Genomic DNA, 20470 nt, shown 5'->3' with positions numbered 1-20470 from the left:
CGCCGCCCTGGCCGCCTGCATCCTTTTCACCGTCGCCGTCGCGATCTTCGCCGGCGCTCTAGCCGAACCGAGGTGGCCATGAACCGCGAAGCCTCCACCGACTATCAGGCCGTCAACCGCGTCGGCCGGATCGTGAAGGCCTTCTCTGACATCGAGATTGGCCGGGCTTGGGTCCGCGAGAACTCCTCGTTCTACGGCCGCCTGGAGCTGCTGGAAGTCGAGACCGTCGTCACCACACGCCGGGTCTATCGACCGCGCCCGAAGCCCGTCCAGTCGCTCGCGATCCCGCCTCGTCAGGAGGCCCGGCTATGCGCGTGAACGCCGTCAACGATAACGCGACCGAGGAGCGTTGGCTTCCCGTCGTCGGGTTCGAGGGCCTCTATGAGGTCAGCAATCACGGCCGCGTCCGCAGCATCGATCGCGTTCAGTCCTATGAGCGCGTCATCGCCGATGGTCGCGTCGTGCGTGTTGATCGCAACCTGAAGGGTCGGCTCCTGCGCGCTGGCACCGTGGAGAGTGGCCACCAACTGGTGATGCTCGGCCGTGGTCACCCGAAGCTGGTGCACGCCCTGGTCCTGACCGCGTTCGTCGGCCCTCGACCTGCCGGCTACGACAGCTGCCACCACGACGGCGATCCGGCGAACAACCATCTCGTCAACCTCCGCTGGGGAACGCGCTCCGAGAACATGCAGGACGCGATCCGCCACGGAACGATCAATCGCGACGGCATGAAGGGCGAGGCCCACCCCCGCGCGAAACTGACTGACGCGGCGGTCCTGGCCATCCGCGCCGCGAACGACGCCAGCACCGAGCAACTCGCCAGCGCCTACGGCGTGAGCCGGTCGGCCATCAAGTCCGTCCGCTCGGGAAAATCTTGGACCCATCTCAAAGGAGAAGCTGCATGACCGGCATTCCCTACAACGGTGAGGTCATCACCGAGCCCGGCTGCTTCATCGACATGCCGATGGACGCCTATCACGGACAGCCCTGCGACGGGCCGAGCATCTCCAGCAGCGGGCTTCGCACCATCTGGAGCCAAAGCCCCGCCCATTACTTCCACGAGAGCAGCCTGAACCCGAACCGCGAGCCACAGAAGGAGCGGGCGCACTTCAGCCTGGGTCGAGCCGCGCACCATCTCCTTCTGATAGGCCGCAAGGGCTTCGACGAGGATTTCGTGGTTCGCCCCGACCAATGGAGCGACTGGCGCACTTCTGCATCGAAGGAGTGGAAGGCCGAGCAGCTGAAGGCCGGGAAGACGATCATCACAGACGCTGAACTGGCGTTGATCACCGGCATGGCAAGGTCGCTGGGCGCCCACCCTCTAGTTAAGGCGGGCATCCTCGACGGCGTGGTCGAGCGCAGCCTGATCTTCAAGGACAAGAAGACTGGCGTCTGGCTGAAGTCGCGTCCCGACGCCATTCCGCACGGTTCGGGCCTCTACTCTGACCTGAAGTCCTGCGACAGCGTTTCGGACGCCTCCCTTGAGCGCTCGCTAGGCACCTATGGCTACCACTGCCAGGGAGCTCTCGTAGGCTGGGCCTCGGAGGAGGTCTTGTCGCGCCCGATGGAGGAGTTCGCCCTCGTCTGGGTGGAGAAAGCCCCTCCCCACTGCGTCCGCGTCACGGTCCTGACCGGCGCCGATCTGGACCGCGGCCGGATGCAGCTGCGCCGCGCCATCGATCAGTTCGCGCACTGCGTGGAAACGGGCGTCTGGCCGGGCCCTGGCGGTGATCGCCAAGACGCCGAATACCTGACCCTCCCGCCTTGGGCGGCAAAGCAGATCGACCAGCGGCTCGAGGTCATCGCCGCTGAAGCCAACGACAACACCCCGAACAGCGAGATCGCGGCATGAACGCTCAAGTACCCGCAACCCGTCCGGCTGCGCCCAGACCGCCGATCATGGCAGGCGGAGCTGTCGCAGCATTGGTCCCGCAATCGCTCGACGAGGCCTTTCGTGTTGCCCAAGCCATCGCGGCGTCTGGCCTCGCTCCTCGCGGCCTCGACAAGCCAGAGCAGGTCATGGTCGCGATCATGGCTGGCGCAGAACTGGGCCTCGCCCCGTTCCAGGCGCTTCAGTCGTTCGCCATCGTCAACAACCGCCCGACACTCTGGGGCGATGGCCTGATGGCTGTCGCTCGCGCCCAAGGCATCAAGGCGCAGGAATGGATCGACGGCGAAGGCGACGCCGCCGTCGCTCACTGCGAGGTCACCCGCCCCGACACGGGAGAAACCATCCCCCGATCCTTCTCAGTCTCCGATGCCAAGAAGGCGGGCCTCTGGAACAAGCAAGGCCCTTGGCAGCAATACCCGAAGCGGATGCTTCAGATGCGCGCCCGCGCCTGGGCTCTGCGCGACGGCTGCGCGGACATGCTTCGCGGCTTCCAGGTTCGCGAGGAGGTTGAGGATTATCAGACCGTCTCTGCCCGCGCCGTCCCTGCCGAGCGCCCGAACCTCGCCGCCCGCCTGGCCGCGCCCAACGACGCACCGCGCGAAGGCTTCAGCGCCGTCCACGGCCTGAGCGACGATGACCACATTCCCGATTTCGACGCGGACACCCCCTCCGGCGCCGCGTCGAATAAGCCCGCGTCTGATCCCGCCTCCGACCCGTCAGACGCGGGCGACCCTTTCCCCGGCGATCTCCCCCCCGCCGAGGATACGACAGCCAGCGGCGCTGAGGCCGACGCCGATGAAGGGACGTCGCTGGCTGTCGACACTATCGCCTGGGCGGACCGGCTGATTGCGGACTTGCCGTTCCTGCGGCCAGAGCAGATCGAAGCCCTCGAAACCGACCGGAAGGAACTGGCCAAGTTCGCCGTCCTGAAGGCCACCGACATGGCGAAAGCGCGCGAGCTGGAAGCCGCCATCACTGCAGCGAAGGAGGGCTGATCCATGCCTCGCATCCGAGTGATCGACTTCGAGACGACAGGCATGGAACCGCCCAGCGCCGAGGTCATCGAGTACGGCTGGTGCGACCTGACCAATGACGGGTCTGGCTGGACCGTAGGAAAGCCGCAGGCTCACCTCTATAGCGTCGCGTCGATCCCGCCAGAGACCCGAGCCGTCCACCACATCGCCATGTCGGACTTAGCTGGCGTCGTGACCCATTTCGACGAGGCCGAGGTTCACAATCCGATTGAGGACGTGTCGGTCTTCGCGGCCCATAATCTGGCTTTTGAAGACCTCTTCATCCCTCGGCGCGTGCTGCCGGGAATCTGCACCCTGAAAGCCGCCCTGCGGGTCTGGGCCCACGCTCCGAGCCATTCGAACAGCGTCCTCCGCTACTGGCTGGAGGATCAGGGGCTTCTGTCCCTCGATCACGACACAGCCATGCCTCCGCACCGGGCCGGGCCCGACGCCTATGTCACTGCTCATATTCTCAAGGCGCTGCTGGCGGCCGGCGCGACTGGCCGCGAGATGATCGCCTGGACTCAAGAGCCCCGGCTGCTGCCCAAGATCACGTTCGGGAAGCACAAGGGGGCCGCATGGAAAGACGCTCCTCGCGACTACCTCGAATGGGTGGCCTTCAAGTCTGACCTGGACGGCGACACGAAATGGAACGCTGAACGCGAGCTTGAACGCCGGAGGTCGCAATGACCCCCGCTGCCCAGATCGAGAAGCGCCGCCCGCTCACCCGCGCCGAGTTCGGCCAGTTGATGATCGACCAGGAGGGCCGTTGCGCCTGCGGCTGTGGCGAGAAGCTCCAGCCCATGACCGAGGGTGTCATAGACGAACACCTGCGCGCCCTCGCCCTACTGGGGACCAACGCGCTCGAAAACCGCGCCCTCTACCGCAAGCCCTGCGCCCGGAAGAAGACGGACGAGCAGGACACGCCCCGCATCGCCAAGGCCAAGGCCCAGGCTGGCGAAACCGGCCAATACGCCCGCCGCCAGAAGCGCGGTCAGGGATCCATTCAATCACGCGGCTTCGACAAGACCCGGACCAAGCGGTTCGACGGCTCTGTTGTCGCGCGCCAATCACAGGAGACACGCTGATGCTATCCTACGACGACGCTTGGGAGCTTTCTCTGCTGATGCGGAAGAAGGCCGACGAATATGAGCGGTCCGCAGCAGATCTTGACCGCTGGGACAGCGAGAAGTCGGCAACCGAGGCGACGAAGGCCTGGGCCAAGAAGTGCCAGCAGGAGCTTCGCGAGCGCGCGGTGACCTTCCGCCGCTTCGCGCGCCAGACCCTGGATGCCGCCAAGCCCCAGGGGGCCGACCATGCCTGAATCAACCAAGAGCCCGGCAGAGGCTGCTGAGTGGATCACCGGCGATCAGTTGCACGAGATCATGCAGACGTTCACTGACCGTGCGGACGTGTCGGAGATTGCTGCGAAGATCAACGCCACCATCGCCCTCCGCGCCCAGCCGCCAGCCCGCGACGACGCGCAGCCGGTGGCGTGGCGGGTTGAATACCGGATGCCGAATGGTCGGATGTCTGGAGTTCAGTTGTTTGGAACTCGCGCGGCGGTTGAGTTTGCACAAGAGGAAGCGTCGCAGCCAACGACCGTATCCGCCATCTACACCCACCCCGCCCCCGACGCGCTGCGGGTAGCGGTGGAGGCGTTGGAGCCGTTCGCGAAAGCAGGAGAGCTTTTCGACACCGGGAAATACCAACAGCACGATGCTGCGATTTATAGCCCTGCTGCTGGGCGTGATTTCAACATTCACAGCGGCCACCTTCTGAAGGCCCGCCAAGCCCTCGCCGCCCTGCAAGCCGAACAGGGGGCGAAGTGATGGGCGGTCATGACTGGATCAGATCGACGTTGAACCACGGCGCGCTCCAGTGCCGCCGATGCCACTGCACTGACCGGGAAGCCGCGTTTGCCTTGGGGATGGAGTGCCGATCATCGTCACTGGCACCGTCGCTTCGCGTGATCGAAGGCGGGCGCTCGGATAAGGTGGGCGGGGAGTGAGCGGAGTGTGCTGGAACGCCCGCGCGGCCGAGCTATGGCCGGATCGATGGGCAGCGACGGAGGCCCTCACCGGAAAGCGGCGCTCGAACCGCCGTGCTTCTCTCCGCGCCCAGGCCAAGAACCACGACGCGCTAGCAGCCCTTCCGGCTATGGCCCGGTGCGGAACATGCGCGCACTTCATTAAGAGCCCTGTCGGACGCGCCTGCGATCTGGACAGCGATTTCCACGGCTACGCGCTCACGACGGCTGGCGCCCGATGCGCGCGCTGGAAGGGAAAGGAGCAACCCCAATGACCCACCCCCTCACCCCGCGCGAGAAGGTGATCGCGATACTGGACGAACACACGACTGTAGGCGGGACATCGGCTTACAGGACTGGCTCGGTAAATAGTGACGAGCTTTCCGGTCTGATCCTCACCGCCCTCGCATCCGGCTCCGGCGATCATTCTGGTGGCGTCACCGATATGATCGGCTCCGGCGATCATGCGGAACTGGCGAGGCTGGCTGAGACAGCGATCTGCTGTGAGGACGCTAACTATCCAGCAATCCGTGGCGACTTCGGAAAAGCCGCCAATCCCGCGACCGTCCTAGCCCTCCTCGCAGAGAACGTGGCGCTGCGGGCTGAGAGGGATGCACTGCTCGCCGTTGATGAAGCTGGTGAGCCTCTAAGGCAGGCACATCGAGACCGAGCCACCGAAGCAGAGCGCAAGCTGGCTGAGGCGGTGGGGCTGTTGAGGCGGATCGAAGACATGTGCCCGGCGACCTGTGAAACATCGCTGGCGCACGACATGGCTCAGATCGCGTCTGAATGGCTCAGCAAGGAGGCCGAACGTGGGTGAGATCACCGTACCACGCCAAATCCTCTACGCGGCCGTCAACAAGGGCGGCTGGATCTTGGCGTCAACTACCCGGTCGCGCCGGTCTGATGTGATCGCGGAATTGATGCGGCTGGAGCGGCAATACTATCCGGCCGACCCGTCGTCAGAGACTTGGGCCAAGGCCAGAAAACGCTGGGGCTATCGCATCATCCGCTTTGAAGTTGAGGGACCTGCCTATGTCTCGTGACCCTATGGAACTGGTGGGGCTGGTCGAGGGTCGCATCGGGCAGGACTTCGACGGCGAATGCCACCTGACCGCAGACGAGGCCCGGCAGATAGCCGCCTGCATCCGCGAGATGGTGGAGTGGCGGCCTATTGAGACGGCTCCGAGAGATGGATCGCTAATCATGATGGTCTGCACAGACCCGTCTGTTCAGAGCTTCGGCGTCAAGAAGTTTCCTCACGTCGTTCTTGGAAACTGGCAAGATCCCCGACCCGGCAGACCGGCCAGTGACGGAGCTTGGAACGTTCCGATGTGCGACTGGTGGATTGGTGAACATGACGGCGTCCTGACCCACTGGCTCCCCCTCCCTCCAGCACCAGGAGCAGAAGATGAATAGGGTTCATTCCGCCTCCGGCTCCATACCCCGCCAGTCTGACCTCTCCGTCGTCGCTGAACTTCAGGCCTTGGCGCTGGCGATCCGCATCTTCGGGCTGGATAATCTGGACAAGGTCGTCGTGGGCCAACCTGTAAGCGAGCCTTACAAGTTGGAGGGCCTGCCATGACGGAGCAACACGACCCCGTCGAGTTGATCGACCTTGCCTGTCGGGCGACCGGCTACATGGGCCACGATGACGACTGCACGGTCAACACCCGCCCGTGGTGCAACGATTGCTCCTGCGGGATGCGCGCGGTGATGACAGAAATCCAGACGCTGCGCGACGCCCTCGAACCCTTGAGCTATCCTCAACAGCTGGATGGCGGGCATGGCTGATCTGCGCGATTTCCCCGCTCTGCTGACCCGCGACAACCGCGCCAAGGGGCTGATGCAGGAACTGGCTGAGGCTATCGACGCCGAGGATAGCAGCCTGAACCTATGGCGCCTTGAGGCGGCCCTCCGCAGCGCCAGCCAGTACGCGCGCGGACGCCGGTGCGAGGTCGAAAAGCAGACCCGAGAACTGGAGCGGGCCAGACACGCCCGCCCGCGACGCCTTGCCAGCGTTGGCAAACCGATCAAGCGGAGGTGGCTGACATGACGAGAATAGACACCCCTCAAGCGATGGCTCAGCCATTCTTCACCATCGTTTTCGAGGGCCAGCTTCAGAGGTTTAAGGGCAACCCGTTTGCGACAGAGACGCCATTCGGAACGCCTTTTGCGATCGGATACGGCGACGCCTTTGAGAGAGAGCGGACTCTGGAGGAGGCGGCCGATGCTCTGGCTGTTGCTCTCACCGACATGATGCGGGTGTTTCCGCCGTCTGGCAGAACCCGCGAACAGAAGGACGCGTTTGTCGAGGCGGGCAAAGCCCTTGCCGTCTGGAGGGACCTATGACCGCTGACCTGTCCGCCCTCATCGCTAGACTGGTCGGTTATGCGGTCCATGACGACGACTGCACCGTCAACCGCTATCCGGGCCACGATGCCTGTTCGTGCGGGCTGTCCAGCACTTTGCAAGAGGCCCGTCACATCCTTCGCGCCAAACAGGGAGAGGGGGAATGACCCGCTACGCCGCCGAAACGTCCGTCTCTCAGGATCGCAGTCGGGCCGAGATCGAAGCGACTCTGAAGCGCTACGGAGCCACGTCCTTCATGTATGCAAGCGAGCCGACAGCGGCCATGATCGGCTTCCGCATCAGCGACCGCATGGTGAAGTTCGTCCTGCCGATGCCTGACCCGAAGTCGCGCGAGTTCACGCACCATTCGCGGGGCCAACGGACGCCGGATGCCGCGCTCAAGGCTTGGGAGCAGGCTGGCCGTCAGCGCTGGCGTGCCCTCGCCCTGGTCATCAAGGCGAAGCTGGAGGCGGTTGCGGCCGGGATCACGACCATCGAAGACGAGTTCCTGGCGCACACTGTCCTGCCAGACGGATCGACCGTGGGACAGTTCATGCAGCCCCAGCTCGCCATCGCCTATGAGCAGGGTTCGATGCCAACCACGCTGCTGCTCGGAGGGCCAGCATGACCCCCATCGTCCTGATCTGCGCCACGCTACTGATGTCTGATGGAGACAGCGGCAGATGCGTCACCGCTGACGGTGAGCGCCACCGCGTCCGGCTGGCCGGCATCGACGCTGGCGAGGTCGCGCCATTCTCGCGCTGCCGCCAACGGCCAAACGTGTGGGCATGCTCCCCCAAAGCTAAGGCCAGCGGGCCGGTAGCAACGACCCGAGCCCGCCAGCTCGCGGCCAACGGCGCCCGCTGCACCGTCCAGTCCCGCGACCGCTACCAGCGCATCGTGGCCACCTGCACGGTCAACGGTCGGGACTTGGGCGCCATCCTCGTCCGCGAGGGCCTGGCGATCTCGGAAACCAACTACGGCGATCCCTACCGCCGGCAAGAGAACGAAGCCCGAGAGAGAGGAAGGGGGATGTGGCAGTGAGCGCGCACGTCCAACAACGAATAGAACGACGCCCCTCCCCTGCCGATTGGGAGGACAACGACCCGATGACCCTGGTGGAGTTCGCGTCCGTCTTCGGCGAGATCTACCCGATCACCATCTCGGCCATGAGGACCGAGATCGCGCGTGGCCGCTTGACTGCATCGCGCGTCGGGGGCTCCTACTATGTCACACCGGCCAGCGTGAGGGCTCTTTTCCAATGTCCCGTCAGTCCAAGGGCCCCCGCCTCTACCTCCGAAAAGGCAGGGTCGACTCGCGTTCCGGCAAGCGGCTTCCCGACCGCTGGTTCATCCGTGACGGATCGGTTCAGATCAGCACGGGCTGCGGCCCTGAAAGCCTTCGAGACGCCGAAAGACAGCTCGCCACGTACATCGCGAGTAAGTGGGATCGACCGTCAGGCGAGAGTGATCCCTCTAAGGTCCTGATCGCTGACGCCTTGGCCCTCTATGCGCGCGAGCGCGGGTCAAAGCTGAAAGCCACTCCGGCTACTATGGCGGGGTTCGTCGCTCATCTGCTGGCGTGGTGGGGCGAGCGGACGCTTGCTGACGTTCGCAGGACTTCATGCCAAGCCTACGTCGCACACCGGACGGCACAGCCGATAGTGCACGGCAACACCGGTCGCACTGTCAGCGCCCAGACCGCCCGCCGAGAGTTGGAAGTGCTTTCCGCCGCCATCGGGTTCTGGGACAGCGAGCATCACCTGACACGACGCCCTGCCGTCATCCTGCCGGAGAAGCCGGAGTCGAACCGCGACGCGCTCTCTCGCAGTGACGCGGCCGCCCTCCTCCTGGCCGCGATGGGATGGCGCCTGGCAGATGGGAAGTGGGCGCCCATTCCAGGCGCGGCCAAAAGCAACCGCAAACATATGCGCCGCTTCATCCTGATCGGCCTCTACACCGGATCGCGATCAGGCGTGATCAAGCGGCTGCGCTGGACCGAAAGCCTCGATGACCCGTGGGTCGATCTTGCAAGCGGCGTGATCTACCGGCGCGGGCGCAACGAAACCGAGTCACGGACCAAGCGGCGCCCGATCGTAAAAATGCCGAGACGCCTCCTGGCGCACATGCGCCGCTGGTACGCGCAGGACCAGAAACGCGGGATAGACACCGTTCTGAATTTCGGCGGCGAGCCAGTGTCGGCTGTTCGGACCGGCTTCACCGGATGCGTAAAGGATGCCGGCCTCAGCGGCCCGACCCCGCACTGGCTGCGGCATACCTGCTGCACCTGGCTCATGGAGCGTGGCGTGGATATTTGGGAGGCTGCGGGCTACGCGGGCATGAGCCCGACGACGCTACAGCAGCACTACGGCCACCATCGACCGGACCACCAGTCCGCCGCCAGGAAGGCACTTGGATAGCGGATTAGCTGGAAAGCATTCTGGCAAGCAGCGCTAAATGCAGCGCCGAAACGCCAGCTAAGTAGTTGAAAATGATGGTAGGCGGCGACGGGTTCGAACCGCCGACCCCCTCGGTGTAAACGAGGTGCTCTGACCAGCTGAGCTAGCCGCCCACATCAAATCGACTCAACGTCGGGAACAGGGCTTCATGCCCTGTGGAGGTCAGCCGTTCAAGGCGCTTTTCAAGCCTTCGCCGGGACGAAAGCGCGCGGTGCGCGAGGCGGGACGAGCGATCTCCTGGCCGGTCTGGGGGTTGCGCGCCACGCCGGCCTTGCGCTCGGCTGCGACGAAGCTGCCGAAGCCGACCAGACGCACCACCCGCCCCTCGACAAGCGAAGCCGTCACCTGATCAGTGAAAGCCTCCAGCGCCAGCTTGGCCTGGTCGCGGCTGATGCCCGCCGCCTGAGCCATGCGGCCGATCAGTTCAGTCTTGGTCATGTCGAAAGCTCCCCTCGCGAACGAAGGCGGAACTTAAGCGGCTGTCAGCGCACAGGTCAAAAAAGAGGCGGCTCAGGTCGCCCCGAACCGCCTCTCTTCACTTCATCAGGCCAAGACCCGCATCAGTGGCTGATGCTGGTCCCTTCGCCCGCCGTCGGCGCGGGCGGCGTCGGAGTCATGGGTTCGGCCGCCTCGTCCCATTCGACAGGGGTCGGCGTGCCGGTCAGGGCCCACTTCAGCGCCTCGTCGGCCGTGGAGATCGGCACGATTTCCAGGGCCGCCTTGACGTTTTCCGGCACCTCTTCGAGGTCCTTCTCGTTCTCCTGCGGGATCAGCACGGTCTTCACGCCCGAGCGCAGGGCCGCCAGCAACTTCTCCTTCAGGCCGCCGATAGCCGTAACCCGCCCGCGCAGGGTGATCTCGCCGGTCATGGCGATGTCCTTGCGGATCGGAATGCCGGTCAGAACCGAGACCATGGCCACCGTCATGGCCACGCCGGCCGAGGGGCCGTCCTTGGGCGTGGCGCCGTCGGGGACGTGGACGTGGATGTCGGTCTTCTCGAACACCGGCGGCTTGACGCCGATGCTGAGGGCGCGGCTGCGGACGTAGGACGCCGCCGCCGAGATCGACTCCTTCATGACGTCCTTCAGGTTGCCGGTCACGGTCATGCGGCCGCGGCCCGGCATCTTCAGGGCCTCGATGGTCAGGATGTCGCCGCCGAACTCGGTCCAGGCCAGGCCGGTGACGATGCCGACCTGATCTTCCGCATCCGTCTCGCCATAGCGGAACTTCTTCACGCCCGCGTATTCGGCCAGCTTGGCCGCATCCACGGTGATCGAGGCGGCCTTGGTCCTGGCCATCTCTCGCACCGCCTTGCGGGCCAGACCGCCCAGAGCGCGCTCCAGCGAACGCACGCCTGCTTCACGCGTGTAGTAGCGGATCAGGTCGCGGATCGTGTCGTCAGGGACGATCAGCTCGCCCTCCTTCAGGCCGTGGTCCTTGAGCTGTTTGGGCAGGACGTGGCGGCGGGCGATCTCGACCTTCTCATCCTCAGTGTAGCCGGAGACGCGAATGATCTCCATGCGGTCCAGCAGGGGCTGGGGCATGTTCAGGCTGTTGGCCGTGGTGACGAACATCACCGGCGACAGGTCGTAGTCGACCTCCAGATAGTGGTCGCCGAAGGTCGAGTTCTGGGCCGGGTCCAGCACTTCCAGCAGGGCCGAGGAAGGGTCGCCGCGCCAGTCGGCGCCCAGCTTGTCGATCTCGTCCAGCAGGACGAAGGCGTTGGTGGTCTTGGCCTTCTTCATCGACTGGATGATCTTGCCGGGCATGGAGCCGATGTAGGTCCGGCGATGGCCGCGGATCTCGGCCTCGTCGCGCACGCCGCCCAGCGACATACGGACGTATTCACGCCCCGTCGCCTTGGCGATGGACTGGGCCAGCGAGGTCTTACCGACGCCGGGAGGCCCGACCAGGCACAGGATCGGCCCCTTCAGGCTGCCGGTGCGCGCCTGAACGGCCAGATACTCGATGATCCGTTCCTTGACCTTCTCCAGGCCGTAGTGATCCTCTTCGAGGATGTCCTCGGCCTTCTGCAGATCGATGGGCTTGGGGCGGGTCTTGGACCACGGGATCGACAGCAGCCAGTCGAGATAGTTGCGCACAACGGTCGATTCCGCCGACATCGGCGACATGTTACGCAGCTTCTTCAGCTCCGCCTCGGCCTTGATGCGGGCTTCCTTGGACAAGCGCGTCTTCTTGATGCGCTTTTCCAGCTCAAGCAGTTCGTCGCGGGCGTCGTCGGTCTCGCCCAGCTCGCGCTGGATCGCCTTCATCTGCTCGTTCAGATAGTACTCGCGCTGGGTCTTCTCCATCTGCCGCTTCACACGGCTGCGGATCTTCTTCTCGACCTGAAGGACGCTGATCTCGCCTTCCATCATGCCGTAGACCTTCTCCAGCCGCGCCGGGATGACGACGGTTTCGAGCAAGGCCTGCTTGTCGGCGATCTTGACCGACAGGTGGGCGGCGACCGAGTCCGCCAGCTTGGACGGGTCGGTGATCTGAGGAATGGCGCTGAGGGCCTCGGGCGGAACCTTCTTGTTCAGCTTCACATAGTTTTCGAACTGCTCGATCACGGCGCGCAGCAGGGCTTCGCTCTGCGACGGATCGCCGGCCTCGTCGTCGATCTCGACGGCTTCGGCTTCGTAGTAGTCTTCACGGTCGGTGAAACGGGTCAGGCGCGCGCGCGACTTGCCCTCGACCAGCACCTTCACCGTGCCGTCGGGCAGCTTCAGCAGTTGCAGCACAGAGGCCAGAACGCCGGTCGAATAGATGGCGTCCGTCGCGGGGTCGTCGTCGACCGAGTTCATCTGCGTAGCGAGCAGGATCTGCTTCTCGCCCTTCATGATCTCGTCGAGGGCGCGCACGGACTTTTCGCGGCCGACAAACAGCGGCACGACCATGTGCGGAAAGACGACGATGTCTCTCAGCGGCAGGACAGGGAGGATTTTGCTCTCGGTCATGATGCGTACTTTCCGGGGCCTTCGTGAATCTCCGGCCCGCCGAACCGGTCTGATTTGGCGCTACTGCCTCTTCGTCCCGACTCGACCCGCTGTTTTCAGCGGCTTTCGTGTGAGTATGTGGTTCTGTCTGGACGCGGTTCAAGCGTGGCGGGCCTGCAGCCCACAGAAGCGTGAAAAAGCGTGTGATTTCAGACGGGCGCCTGGACATCTCTGAAACGATGAAGGGGCGGCTCATGGCGAGCCGCCCCTTTTCGCTTGGATCAGACCGTGGCGTCAGGCGGCGCCGTCGGCCGTTTTCTTCTTGGTTTCCGAATAGATCAGCAGCGGCTGGGCCTTGCCATCGATCACCTCGGCGTTGACCACGACCTCTTCGACGCCCTCGAAGGTGGGCAGTTCGAACATCGTCTCCAGCAGCACGCCCTCCAGAATGGAGCGCAGGCCGCGGGCGCCGGTCTTGCGGGTGATCGCTTTCTTCGCCACCGCCGACAGAGCGTCGTCGGTGAAGGTCAGGGTGACGTTCTCCATCTCGAACAGTCGCTTGTACTGCTTGACCAGAGCGTTCTTCGGCTCGGTCAGGATGGTGATCAGCGCCGCCTCGTCCAGGTCTTCCAGCGTCGCCAGGACCGGCAGACGGCCGATGAATTCGGGGATCAGACCGAAGCGCATCAGGTCGTCCGGCTCGACGCCCTTGAGGATTTCGCCGGTGCGACGCTCGTCGATCTCCTTGACCTTGGCGCCGAAGCCGATGGAGGCCCCTGCACCACGCGCCGAGATCACCTTTTCAAGGCCGGCGAAGGCGCCGCCGACGATGAACAGAATGTTGGCGGTGTCGACCTGCAGGAACTCCTGCTGCGGATGCTTGCGGCCGCCTTGCGGAGGCACGGAGGCGACGGTGCCTTCCATGATCTTCAGCAAGGCCTGCTGCACGCCCTCGCCCGACACATCGCGAGTGATCGACGGATTGTCCGACTTGCGCGAAATCTTGTCGATTTCGTCGATGTAGACGATGCCGCGCTGGGCCCGCTCGACATTGTAGTCCGACGCCTGAAGCAGCTTCAGGATGATGTTCTCGACATCCTCGCCCACATAACCGGCTTCGGTCAGGGTCGTGGCGTCGGCCATGGTGAACGGCACGTCGATGATGCGCGCCAACGTCTGGGCCAGAAGCGTCTTGCCCGAGCCGGTCGGCCCGATCAGCATGATGTTCGACTTGGCCAGTTCGACGTCGTTGTTCTTCGTCGCGTGGTTCAGGCGCTTGTAGTGGTTGTGAACGGCGACGCTCAGCACCTTCTTGGCGTGGGCCTGGCCGATCACGTAATCGTCGAGGACGTCGCGAATCTCCTTGGGCGTAGGCACGCCGTCCTTGGAGGTCTTGAACGCGATCTTGTGCTCTTCGCGGATGATGTCCATGCACAGTTCGACGCATTCATCGCAGATGAAAACGGTCGGTCCGGCGATCAGTTTGCGGACTTCGTGCTGGCTCTTGCCGCAGAACGAGCAGTAGAGCGTGCTTTTGGCGTCTGTGCCGGCGGCTTTGGTCATAGACCCTTCTCACTATCCGCAATCCGCCCCGACATTGGGACGAAAGGCGCTTCCTTCGCGATCGATCCGAGGAATCTATCATCGAAGGTCTTCAAAAAATGACAATCACCCATCACACGTTCCGCCACAACCCCGTTGCGGCGCTGCAACGCGCTTCGGGGAACGGACAGGACAGATAATATGGGGATCACGGCTAATGTCTGACATGGGAAGCGAAAAAGGCTTTCACCAGTCCCCTGCCCCCGGCCAGGCCATCGTCGCCTTCGATTTCGACGGCACGCTAACGATTCGCGACAGCTTCACCAGTTTCCTGAAATGGCGGGCCGGGCCTGTGCGCTGGCTGACCGGTCTGGCGCAGATGGTCCCGGCGGTCTTCGCCTATCTGGGCGACCGGGACCGGGGCCGGATCAAGATCGCCTCGGTGCGCGAGTTCCTGATGGGCGCCGACCGCAAGTCGCTGGAGGCCGAGGCCGAGCGCTTCGCCGCCGAGATCTGGCCGCGCTTCATGCGCCCCGACGCCCTGGCGACGTGGGAAGACTGGGGCCGTCGCGGCGCCCACCGCGTCATCGTCACAGCCTCGCCCGAGACAACCGTCGCCCCCTTCGCCCGCCGTCTGGGGGCCGAGAACCTGATCGGCACCCGGTTGGCCTTCGACGCTCAGGATCGCGTGGCGGGAAGCTTCGTCGGCGGCAACTGTCGGGGCGAGGAGAAGATGAGCCGCCTTCGCGCCGTCTACGGCCCGGACATGAAGCTGGCCGCCGCCTATGGCGACACTTCGGGCGACGCCGAGATGATCGCGGCGGCCGACGAAAAGGGCTACCGCGTGTTCACCGGCCGCCCCTGAACGACACTTCACTCTAGCCGATCATCCGCCGGGTCGTCTCATCCTTCCAGATGAAGCGATGGACCAGCACCATCAGAATATGGCCCGCAATCGCGGCCAGCAGCACCCAGGCCAGCAGGCCATGCACGGCGTTGGCCGGGGCGGTCATCCACGACACCTCGGCCCAGCCGCCGTCGATCAGGCGCACCCCGAACACATCCAGCGGCTTGCCCGATCCATACTGCCGCAGCAGCGCCAGAGCCGGGACGATCAGCATCAGGGCGTAGAGCGCCAGATGCCCGACCTTGGCGGCCAGACCCCAAAAACCGCCGCCATGCGCCGGGCGCGCCTTCATATTGTACAGGCCCCAAAGCGCCCGCAGCACGATCAGGGTCAACAGAATGACGCCGATCCCCTTGTGCGTGCCAACCCAGAAGGCGGTGATCGGCGCCTTGCCGACGATCAGCTTGATCGCCATACCCGCGAACTGCCACGCCAGCAGCAGGGCCATCGCCCAGTGCAGGGCGCGCGTCACGGCACCATATCGGAATCCGTCGTCTCTCCACTGCATCATCATGAATCGCCCCCTTGCTGACAACGAATCTCAAACACGATTCGAGGCGGAATCCGTCGCCAGATCCCGCCTCGCAAATTGTCGCAGCCCGAGCGCGTTTAAGACTTAGGGAGCCTTCACGCCGTCGTCGTCGGCCTGGGTGCGCTTGTCATAGACGTGGTCGACGATGCCCCAGGCCTTGGCTTCCTCAGCCGTCATGAAGTGGTCGCGGTCCAGAGTGCGCTCGACCTCTTCATAGGTGCGGCCCGTGTGCTGGACGTAAATCTCGTTCAGACGGCGCTTGGTGGCGATGATGTCTTCGGCGTGGCGCTCGATGTCCGAAGCCGTGCCGCGGAAACCGCCCGAGGGCTGGTGCACCATGACGCGCGCGTTCGGCAGGGCGACGCGCTGGCCCGCTTCGCCGGCCGTCAGGATCAGCGAGCCGGCCGAGGCGGCCATGCCCATGACCACGGTCGATACCGGCGACTTGATGTATTGCATGGTGTCGTAGATCGCGAGCGCCGACGTCACCTGACCGCCGGGGCTGTTGATGTACATGCTGATCTCCTTCTTCGGGTTCTCCGATTCCAGGAACAGCAGTTGGGCGCAGATCAGCGAGGCCATGCCGTCCTCGAACGGGCCGGTCAGGAAGATGATCCGCTCGCGCAGCAGGCGCGAGAAGATGTCGAACGACCGTTCGCCGCGGCTGGATTGCTCCACCACCATCGGCACCAGGTTGTTGGAGATGTAGTCGATCGGATCGCGCATGAAGGCCTTCTCGAATTCAGGAGGGTCGCACGACTCATGGAACGCGCGCCTGTCTCCTACGATATCGCGTCGCTGGCCCGTCGGCGCAAGGCTCCCTTGCGCTCGACCTTATTGGCGTTGCGCGTTCCGCTCCGCTCGTCGGAGGTCACGCACGATCGAAGAGGCATGATTGTATCGGTCGATGCGCTCCGAGAACGCCCCGTATAGCGAAGCGAGGTAGGCCTTATCCCAGCCCGACAAGCCCTCGTCCCTACCCGTTTCGTGGAAAAGATTCAGCACCGTATCGAACCGACCCGTGCCGCCCTCGGGGTTAACCTGCGCCAACACCACCATCGCCAGATAGTCCCCTAAAAGGGGAAGTTCAGTCCCCTCGACCTTGGCGATATCGACGATGACGATCACCTTGCTTAACACGTCCGTGATAGGTCGCCCCTTGTTCGCCAGCCCCTCGCCCGGCACGTAAATCGGCTCGACGTCCCCCGGCATCCGGATGGCCCGCTGCCCCGAGATGCCGATGACCGGCATGCTGACGTGCCACCAGCGCACAGGCCAGTCGCCGTTCTGGAAGGCGTCCAACGCTTTCTGTCCCCGGTCCAGTTGGCTGGTCCAGCGCACGCGGAACGCATCGGCGTCGTGCTCCACCAGACCCCGCGCCAAGCCTGGAGCGTCGTCCGTGAAGACAATGATGACATTGGGCTGGCAGCCCAGCTCTCGTATGCGCACGTCGTAGCCGCTCGCCACCGTGGCGATGTGGTCGATCAGCGGGCGCGCGACGCTCTGCGACAGGCTGGCGACGCCGATGCAGATCGGCCCGCGCCATCGCGCCAGACCGCGCTTGGGCGGCGGAGCCGCCAGTTCCGCGACAAACGCCTCAGCCTCATCCTGCAGGCGTCGGCTGGATACGACCACATCCTCGACCCGGACGGGATCTTCCTGCGCCGACGGCGAGCCCGCAGCTTGCACCGGCGTGCCGGAAATCAGTGCTGATGCCATCAGCGTTGCCAGGCTCAGCATAGTCGTCTCCATGTCGAACCCCGACAAAACGCCGATATCCTACCGTCTCCGCTCTTCCATGCAAAGAGGGGCGGCCCATGCGGACCGCCCCTCAATAACGCTCGTCAGGAAAGAAGGGCTTACGCCTCGTCTTCTTCCTTCATCAGCTCTTCCTTGGTGATGGCTTCGTCCTTCACCTCGGCGACCGAGACGATCAGGTCGACGACCTTCTCTTCATAGATCGGGGCGCGCAGCTGGGCTGCGGCGTTCGGGTTCTGGCGGTAGAAGTCCAGCACCATCTTTTCCTGACCCGGATAGTTGCGGGCTTCGGCCATGATGGCGTTCGACAGTTCCTGATCCGTCACGCCGACGTTGTTGGCGCGGCCGATCTCGGCCAGGACCAGACCCAGGCGCACGCGGCGCTCGGCGATCTTCTTGTACTCGGCCTTCAGTTCGTCTTCCGACTTCTTGGCGTCTTCTTCCGGCAGCTGGCCGGCGTCCTTGTCGGCCGACACCTGGGCCCAGATGCCTTCGAACTCGGCGTCCACCATCTTCGGCGGCAGGGCGAAGTCGTGGCCTTCGTCCAGCAGGTCCAGCAGGGCGCGCTTCAGCTTGAAGCGGGCAGCGCCGGCGTACTGCTGGTTCAGGTTGGACTTCAGCAGTTCCTTCAGCTGGTCCAGCGACTCCAGGCCGATGCGCGTGGCGAACTCGTCGTCGATCTTGGATTCGACCTCGGCCTTGATGGCCTTGACGGTGACGTCGAAGGTCGCGGCCTTACCGGCCAGGTGCTTGGCCTGGTATTCTTCCGGGAAGGTCACTTCGATGGTCTTTTCTTCACCGACCTTGGAGCCCTTCAGCTGCTCTTCGAAGCCGGGGATGAAGCGGCCCGAGCCGATCACCAGGTCCGCGTCGGTGGCGGCGCCGCCGTCGAAGGCTTCGCCGTCGATCTTGCCAAGGAAGTCGATGGTCAGTTGGTCGCCGTCGGCGGCCTTGACCGTCTTGCCCTTCTTGTCCTCGTAGGACTTGGCCTGCGAGGCCAGTTCCTTCAGCGCCTCGTCCAGGTCCTCTTCCGAGGCCTCATAGGTCGGGCGGGTCAGCTTCAGGGTCTTGGGGTCGACCGGGGTGAATTCCGGCATGACTTCCAGCGACATCTCATAGGCCAGGTCTTCCTGACCGGCGATGACCTTGTCCATGTCGGAGGTCAGGTTCATCTCGGCCGGCGCGGCCGGACGCAGCTTCAGCTCTTCCAGAGCGCCCTGGCTGGTCTCGTTCAGCGAGGCGTTGATGATTTCGCCCATGAAGTCACGGCCGAAGGTCTTCTTGACGTACGAGGCCGGCACCTTGCCCGGACGGAAGCCCTTGAGCTTCATCTGGGGGGCCACTTCCTTGATGCGGGCTTCGAGCTTTTCATTCAGCTCGGCGACGGGAATGGTCACCGCAATCACGCGGCTGAGGCCTTCGTTCGACTTTTCGACGACTTGCATGGTCGGATATCTGACGCTCTGTGGCGACGCCGCAAAGGCGCGCGGTGGATAAAGCAACAGGGCCGCCCCTTTCGGGAGCGGCGCCTCGGAGCCCGCCCTTATGTCGAGAAGGGGCTGAAACGTCAACGCAACGCGGTTCCTTTGTGGTCATCGGGCCGCTATCTGAGGGCGCATGAGCCAGTCGTCAGCCTCTTCCGCAGCCCCCATCGGCGTCTTCGTCACGCCCGTGACCCCGCTTCAGCAGAACTGCACCACCGTCTGGTGCACGAAGACCAACAAGGCCGCCGTCATTGATCCGGGCGGCTCGGTCGACGCCATTCTGGGCGAGGTCGCACGACGCGGACTGACGCTGGACGCCATCTGGATCACCCACGGCCACCTGGACCACGCCGGCGCCGCCGCCGAGATGCAGGAGAAGACCGGCCTCGACATCGTCGGCCCGCACCTTGAGGACCAGTTCTGGATAGACCTGATTCCCACCCAGGGCCAGAAGTACGGCCTGCCCGAGGCCCGCACCTTCACCCCGACGCGCTGGCTGGACGACGGCGACGTTCTGACGCTGGGCGAGACGACGTGGGAGGTCTTCCACTGCCCCGGACACACGCCCGGCCACGTGATCTTCTTCAACCGCCAGGCCCGTTTCGCCCAGGTCGGCGACGTTCTGTTCCAGGGTTCGGTCGGTCGCACCGACTTCCCGCGCAGCGACCATCAGGCCCTGCTGAGCGCGATCACCACAAAGCTGTGGCCGCTGGGCGACGACGTAACCTTCGTGCCGGGCCACGGGCCGCATTCGACGTTCGGAGCCGAGCGACGCAGCAACCCCTTCGTCTCGGATCGGGCCATGCAGGCGGCGCCGATTGCGCGCCCGGCCTCCGGCCCAGCCTAATTCAGCGCGCGGCCAGCAGGCCGATCAGCACGCCTATCCCGAGGGCATAGAGCGTCATCCGGATCGGCTCGTCGCGAATCGCCTCGCAGGCCTCGGAGCCGCGATGGCGCGCCCAGTCGCGCACCTCGGCCGCATCCTCGCGAACGGCCTGACGCAGCGGGCGCGGCCGCGTCCCTGCGGTCAGAATCTCATCGGCCGCACCCTCCAGACGGTCGCCAAGGGTGGAGCGGCCTTCGGTGATGTCCTCCGGCGACGGCGCGCCGTCAGTATTGGCGAAGGGGTCGTTGGAAACCGGCATGAACTGAGCTCCTGAATGCTGCACTCCGAGCCTCGATGAACCCGCCGAAATCCGTGCGGTTCCGTCTTATCGCGCCTTGACGAGCCTGGCCGCCGAACAGGGTTTTAATCCTTTCTCGGAACCTCCGCGCCGGGGCCGGGTTCTCTTGCGCAAGCGCCACCGTCTACGAAAGGAACATCTGAAATGGCCGAAGGTCAGCCCACTCGCGGCTCCGGTGTTTCCAAGCGAGGTTTCGCCTCGATGGATCCGGAACGTCAGCGCGAAATCGCCCGCAAGGGCGGCGCCAGCGTCCCCAGCGAGAAGCGCAGCTTCTCTCAGGATCGCTCTCTTGCAGCCCAGGCCGGGCGTAAGGGCGGCGAAGCCTCCCACGGGGCGCGCAACAAGGCCGCTCAGGATCCGGCGACGCCGAAGCGCTGATCC

The 20470-nt window shown here is 64.5% G+C and carries 29 protein-coding genes and 1 tRNA gene; 21 read left to right on the top strand and 9 right to left on the bottom strand.

Annotated elements, in window-relative coordinates; genetic code table 11:
* Positions 1-78: 78 nt before the first annotated feature.
* The 18 genes from H556_RS0109435 (at position 79) to H556_RS0109345 (ending at position 9704) form a co-directional block, all read left to right on the top strand.
* Positions 79-318: a hypothetical protein gene (locus H556_RS0109435; RefSeq protein WP_024354188.1), complete on the top strand. Its 240-nt coding sequence runs from the start codon at positions 79-81 to the stop codon at positions 316-318.
* The gene (locus H556_RS0109430; protein ID WP_024354187.1) at positions 309-905 is read left to right on the top strand and encodes an NUMOD4 motif-containing HNH endonuclease; all 597 of its coding nucleotides are present in this window, start codon (positions 309-311) and stop codon (positions 903-905) included. The genes H556_RS0109435 and H556_RS0109430 overlap by 10 nt, the downstream gene beginning before the upstream one ends.
* The gene (locus tag H556_RS0109420) at positions 902-1852 is read left to right on the top strand and encodes a PD-(D/E)XK nuclease-like domain-containing protein (RefSeq protein ID WP_024354186.1); all 951 of its coding nucleotides are present in this window, start codon (positions 902-904) and stop codon (positions 1850-1852) included. Before H556_RS0109430 ends, H556_RS0109420 begins: the two co-directional genes overlap by 4 nt.
* A 167-nt stretch (positions 1853-2019) precedes the next feature.
* On the top strand, positions 2020-2886 hold the full coding sequence (locus H556_RS15885; protein ID WP_051130248.1) for a hypothetical protein: 867 nt from the start codon (positions 2020-2022) through the stop codon (positions 2884-2886).
* A 3-nt stretch (positions 2887-2889) separates the two neighbouring features.
* A complete protein-coding gene (locus tag H556_RS0109410; protein ID WP_024354184.1) occupies positions 2890-3594 on the top strand; it encodes a 3'-5' exonuclease in 705 nt (234 codons plus the stop codon).
* The gene (locus H556_RS0109405) at positions 3591-3992 is read left to right on the top strand and encodes a hypothetical protein (protein ID WP_024354183.1); all 402 of its coding nucleotides are present in this window, start codon (positions 3591-3593) and stop codon (positions 3990-3992) included. Before H556_RS0109410 ends, H556_RS0109405 begins: the two co-directional genes overlap by 4 nt.
* A complete protein-coding gene (locus tag H556_RS0109400) occupies positions 3992-4228 on the top strand; it encodes a hypothetical protein (RefSeq protein ID WP_024354182.1) in 237 nt (78 codons plus the stop codon). Before H556_RS0109405 ends, H556_RS0109400 begins: the two co-directional genes overlap by 1 nt.
* Positions 4221-4736, top strand: coding sequence for a hypothetical protein (locus H556_RS0109395; protein WP_024354181.1), 516 nt, complete (start codon positions 4221-4223; stop codon positions 4734-4736). Before H556_RS0109400 ends, H556_RS0109395 begins: the two co-directional genes overlap by 8 nt.
* Before the next feature lie 468 nt (positions 4737-5204).
* Positions 5205-5753, top strand: a complete 549-nt coding sequence (locus H556_RS0109390) for a hypothetical protein (RefSeq protein WP_024354180.1) — start codon at positions 5205-5207, stop codon at positions 5751-5753.
* The gene (locus tag H556_RS0109385) at positions 5746-5979 is read left to right on the top strand and encodes a hypothetical protein (RefSeq protein WP_024354179.1); all 234 of its coding nucleotides are present in this window, start codon (positions 5746-5748) and stop codon (positions 5977-5979) included. The genes H556_RS0109390 and H556_RS0109385 overlap by 8 nt, the downstream gene beginning before the upstream one ends.
* A gap of 365 nt (positions 5980-6344) precedes the next feature.
* Entirely contained in the window at positions 6345-6518 is a 174-nt protein-coding gene (locus tag H556_RS16345; RefSeq protein WP_155802457.1) for a hypothetical protein, read from the top strand.
* Positions 6515-6727, top strand: a complete 213-nt coding sequence (locus tag H556_RS0109375) for a hypothetical protein (protein ID WP_024354178.1) — start codon at positions 6515-6517, stop codon at positions 6725-6727. Before H556_RS16345 ends, H556_RS0109375 begins: the two co-directional genes overlap by 4 nt.
* Positions 6720-6989 (top strand): hypothetical protein, encoded by a 270-nt coding sequence (locus H556_RS0109370; RefSeq protein WP_155802455.1) that lies wholly within the window; start codon positions 6720-6722, stop codon positions 6987-6989. Before H556_RS0109375 ends, H556_RS0109370 begins: the two co-directional genes overlap by 8 nt.
* Positions 6986-7285: a hypothetical protein gene (locus H556_RS0109365; RefSeq protein WP_024354176.1), complete on the top strand. Its 300-nt coding sequence runs from the start codon at positions 6986-6988 to the stop codon at positions 7283-7285. The genes H556_RS0109370 and H556_RS0109365 overlap by 4 nt, the downstream gene beginning before the upstream one ends.
* A complete protein-coding gene (locus H556_RS16340; RefSeq protein ID WP_155802453.1) occupies positions 7282-7452 on the top strand; it encodes a hypothetical protein in 171 nt (56 codons plus the stop codon). Before H556_RS0109365 ends, H556_RS16340 begins: the two co-directional genes overlap by 4 nt.
* Positions 7449-7913 carry a hypothetical protein gene (locus tag H556_RS0109355; protein WP_024354175.1) on the top strand — a complete coding sequence of 155 codons (465 nt, stop codon included), beginning with the start codon at positions 7449-7451 and terminating at the stop codon, positions 7911-7913. The genes H556_RS16340 and H556_RS0109355 overlap by 4 nt, the downstream gene beginning before the upstream one ends.
* Positions 7910-8329, top strand: a complete 420-nt coding sequence (locus tag H556_RS15880) for a thermonuclease family protein (RefSeq protein ID WP_024354174.1) — start codon at positions 7910-7912, stop codon at positions 8327-8329. Before H556_RS0109355 ends, H556_RS15880 begins: the two co-directional genes overlap by 4 nt.
* Before the next feature lie 217 nt (positions 8330-8546).
* Entirely contained in the window at positions 8547-9704 is a 1158-nt protein-coding gene (locus H556_RS0109345) for a tyrosine-type recombinase/integrase (protein WP_024354173.1), read from the top strand.
* Positions 9705-9779: 75 nt separating this feature from the next.
* Here the strand turns inward: H556_RS0109345 and H556_RS0109340 are convergent.
* From H556_RS0109340 to clpX, 4 genes are all read right to left on the bottom strand, one after another.
* Positions 9780-9856, bottom strand: a tRNA-Val gene (locus tag H556_RS0109340).
* A gap of 49 nt (positions 9857-9905) precedes the next feature.
* A complete protein-coding gene (locus tag H556_RS0109335; protein WP_003170215.1) occupies positions 9906-10181 on the bottom strand; it encodes an HU family DNA-binding protein in 276 nt (91 codons plus the stop codon).
* Between the two features lie 122 nt (positions 10182-10303).
* Entirely contained in the window at positions 10304-12703 is a 2400-nt protein-coding gene (gene lon, locus H556_RS0109330) for an endopeptidase La (protein ID WP_024354172.1), read from the bottom strand.
* 273 nt (positions 12704-12976) lie between these two features.
* Positions 12977-14245: an ATP-dependent Clp protease ATP-binding subunit ClpX gene (gene clpX, locus H556_RS0109325; RefSeq protein WP_024354171.1), complete on the bottom strand. Its 1269-nt coding sequence runs from the start codon at positions 14243-14245 to the stop codon at positions 12977-12979.
* Positions 14246-14441: 196 nt separating this feature from the next.
* On the opposite strand from clpX, the gene H556_RS0109320 reads away from it, so the two are divergent.
* Positions 14442-15089: an HAD-IB family hydrolase gene (locus tag H556_RS0109320; protein WP_024354170.1), complete on the top strand. Its 648-nt coding sequence runs from the start codon at positions 14442-14444 to the stop codon at positions 15087-15089.
* A gap of 13 nt (positions 15090-15102) precedes the next feature.
* On the opposite strand, the gene H556_RS0109315 is transcribed toward H556_RS0109320, so the two are convergent.
* The 4 genes from H556_RS0109315 to tig form a co-directional block, all read right to left on the bottom strand.
* Positions 15103-15603, bottom strand: a complete 501-nt coding sequence (locus H556_RS0109315) for a cytochrome b (RefSeq protein ID WP_245559457.1) — start codon at positions 15601-15603, stop codon at positions 15103-15105.
* A 144-nt stretch (positions 15604-15747) separates the two neighbouring features.
* A complete protein-coding gene (locus H556_RS0109310; protein ID WP_024354168.1) occupies positions 15748-16389 on the bottom strand; it encodes an ATP-dependent Clp protease proteolytic subunit in 642 nt (213 codons plus the stop codon).
* A 108-nt stretch (positions 16390-16497) separates the two neighbouring features.
* Positions 16498-17403, bottom strand: a complete 906-nt coding sequence (locus H556_RS15875) for a hypothetical protein (protein WP_155802452.1) — start codon at positions 17401-17403, stop codon at positions 16498-16500.
* A 119-nt stretch (positions 17404-17522) separates the two neighbouring features.
* Entirely contained in the window at positions 17523-18866 is a 1344-nt protein-coding gene (gene tig / locus H556_RS0109300) for a trigger factor (RefSeq protein WP_024354166.1), read from the bottom strand.
* Positions 18867-19038: 172 nt separating this feature from the next.
* On the opposite strand from tig, the gene H556_RS0109295 reads away from it, so the two are divergent.
* A complete protein-coding gene (locus tag H556_RS0109295; protein ID WP_024354165.1) occupies positions 19039-19752 on the top strand; it encodes an MBL fold metallo-hydrolase in 714 nt (237 codons plus the stop codon).
* Position 19753: 1 nt separating this feature from the next.
* On the opposite strand, the gene H556_RS0109290 is transcribed toward H556_RS0109295, so the two are convergent.
* Positions 19754-20050 (bottom strand): hypothetical protein, encoded by a 297-nt coding sequence (locus tag H556_RS0109290; protein ID WP_024354164.1) that lies wholly within the window; start codon positions 20048-20050, stop codon positions 19754-19756.
* A gap of 183 nt (positions 20051-20233) precedes the next feature.
* Between H556_RS0109290 and H556_RS0109285 the strand changes: the two genes are divergently transcribed.
* Positions 20234-20467, top strand: coding sequence for a con-10 family general stress protein (locus H556_RS0109285; protein WP_029673451.1), 234 nt, complete (start codon positions 20234-20236; stop codon positions 20465-20467).
* Positions 20468-20470 lie beyond the last annotated feature (3 nt).

Source organism: Brevundimonas naejangsanensis DSM 23858 (assembly GCF_000421705.1).
GTDB lineage: Bacteria > Pseudomonadota > Alphaproteobacteria > Caulobacterales > Caulobacteraceae > Brevundimonas > Brevundimonas naejangsanensis.
The sequence above is the reverse complement of the archived record's forward strand: the minus strand, read 5'-3'. Positions and strand labels throughout refer to the sequence as shown.

Excerpts from the sequence above, each read along its gene's own strand:
- H556_RS0109435 (WP_024354188.1), top strand. The coding sequence starts at position 79 with ATGAACCGCGAAGCCTCCACCGACTATCAGGCCGTCAACCGCGTCGGC.
- H556_RS0109430 (WP_024354187.1), top strand. The coding sequence starts at position 309 with ATGCGCGTGAACGCCGTCAACGATAACGCGACCGAGGAGCGTTGGCTT.
- H556_RS0109420 (WP_024354186.1), top strand. The coding sequence starts at position 902 with ATGACCGGCATTCCCTACAACGGTGAGGTCATCACCGAGCCCGGCTGC.
- H556_RS15885 (WP_051130248.1), top strand. The coding sequence starts at position 2,020 with ATGGTCGCGATCATGGCTGGCGCAGAACTGGGCCTCGCCCCGTTCCAG.
- H556_RS0109410 (WP_024354184.1), top strand. The coding sequence starts at position 2,890 with ATGCCTCGCATCCGAGTGATCGACTTCGAGACGACAGGCATGGAACCG.
- H556_RS0109405 (WP_024354183.1), top strand. The coding sequence starts at position 3,591 with ATGACCCCCGCTGCCCAGATCGAGAAGCGCCGCCCGCTCACCCGCGCC.
- H556_RS0109400 (WP_024354182.1), top strand. The coding sequence starts at position 3,992 with ATGCTATCCTACGACGACGCTTGGGAGCTTTCTCTGCTGATGCGGAAG.
- H556_RS0109395 (WP_024354181.1), top strand. The coding sequence starts at position 4,221 with ATGCCTGAATCAACCAAGAGCCCGGCAGAGGCTGCTGAGTGGATCACC.
- H556_RS0109390 (WP_024354180.1), top strand. The coding sequence starts at position 5,205 with ATGACCCACCCCCTCACCCCGCGCGAGAAGGTGATCGCGATACTGGAC.
- H556_RS16345 (WP_155802457.1), top strand. The coding sequence starts at position 6,345 with ATGAATAGGGTTCATTCCGCCTCCGGCTCCATACCCCGCCAGTCTGAC.
- H556_RS0109375 (WP_024354178.1), top strand. The coding sequence starts at position 6,515 with ATGACGGAGCAACACGACCCCGTCGAGTTGATCGACCTTGCCTGTCGG.
- H556_RS0109370 (WP_155802455.1), top strand. The coding sequence starts at position 6,720 with ATGGCTGATCTGCGCGATTTCCCCGCTCTGCTGACCCGCGACAACCGC.
- H556_RS0109365 (WP_024354176.1), top strand. The coding sequence starts at position 6,986 with ATGACGAGAATAGACACCCCTCAAGCGATGGCTCAGCCATTCTTCACC.
- H556_RS16340 (WP_155802453.1), top strand. The coding sequence starts at position 7,282 with ATGACCGCTGACCTGTCCGCCCTCATCGCTAGACTGGTCGGTTATGCG.
- H556_RS0109355 (WP_024354175.1), top strand. The coding sequence starts at position 7,449 with ATGACCCGCTACGCCGCCGAAACGTCCGTCTCTCAGGATCGCAGTCGG.
- H556_RS15880 (WP_024354174.1), top strand. The coding sequence starts at position 7,910 with ATGACCCCCATCGTCCTGATCTGCGCCACGCTACTGATGTCTGATGGA.
- H556_RS0109345 (WP_024354173.1), top strand. The coding sequence starts at position 8,547 with ATGTCCCGTCAGTCCAAGGGCCCCCGCCTCTACCTCCGAAAAGGCAGG.
- H556_RS0109335 (WP_003170215.1), bottom strand. The coding sequence starts at position 10,181 with ATGACCAAGACTGAACTGATCGGCCGCATGGCTCAGGCGGCGGGCATC.
- lon (WP_024354172.1), bottom strand. The coding sequence starts at position 12,703 with ATGACCGAGAGCAAAATCCTCCCTGTCCTGCCGCTGAGAGACATCGTC.
- clpX (WP_024354171.1), bottom strand. The coding sequence starts at position 14,245 with ATGACCAAAGCCGCCGGCACAGACGCCAAAAGCACGCTCTACTGCTCG.
- H556_RS0109320 (WP_024354170.1), top strand. The coding sequence starts at position 14,442 with ATGTCTGACATGGGAAGCGAAAAAGGCTTTCACCAGTCCCCTGCCCCC.
- H556_RS0109310 (WP_024354168.1), bottom strand. The coding sequence starts at position 16,389 with ATGCGCGATCCGATCGACTACATCTCCAACAACCTGGTGCCGATGGTG.
- H556_RS15875 (WP_155802452.1), bottom strand. The coding sequence starts at position 17,403 with ATGCTGAGCCTGGCAACGCTGATGGCATCAGCACTGATTTCCGGCACG.
- tig (WP_024354166.1), bottom strand. The coding sequence starts at position 18,866 with ATGCAAGTCGTCGAAAAGTCGAACGAAGGCCTCAGCCGCGTGATTGCG.
- H556_RS0109295 (WP_024354165.1), top strand. The coding sequence starts at position 19,039 with ATGAGCCAGTCGTCAGCCTCTTCCGCAGCCCCCATCGGCGTCTTCGTC.
- H556_RS0109290 (WP_024354164.1), bottom strand. The coding sequence starts at position 20,050 with ATGCCGGTTTCCAACGACCCCTTCGCCAATACTGACGGCGCGCCGTCG.
- H556_RS0109285 (WP_029673451.1), top strand. The coding sequence starts at position 20,234 with ATGGCCGAAGGTCAGCCCACTCGCGGCTCCGGTGTTTCCAAGCGAGGT.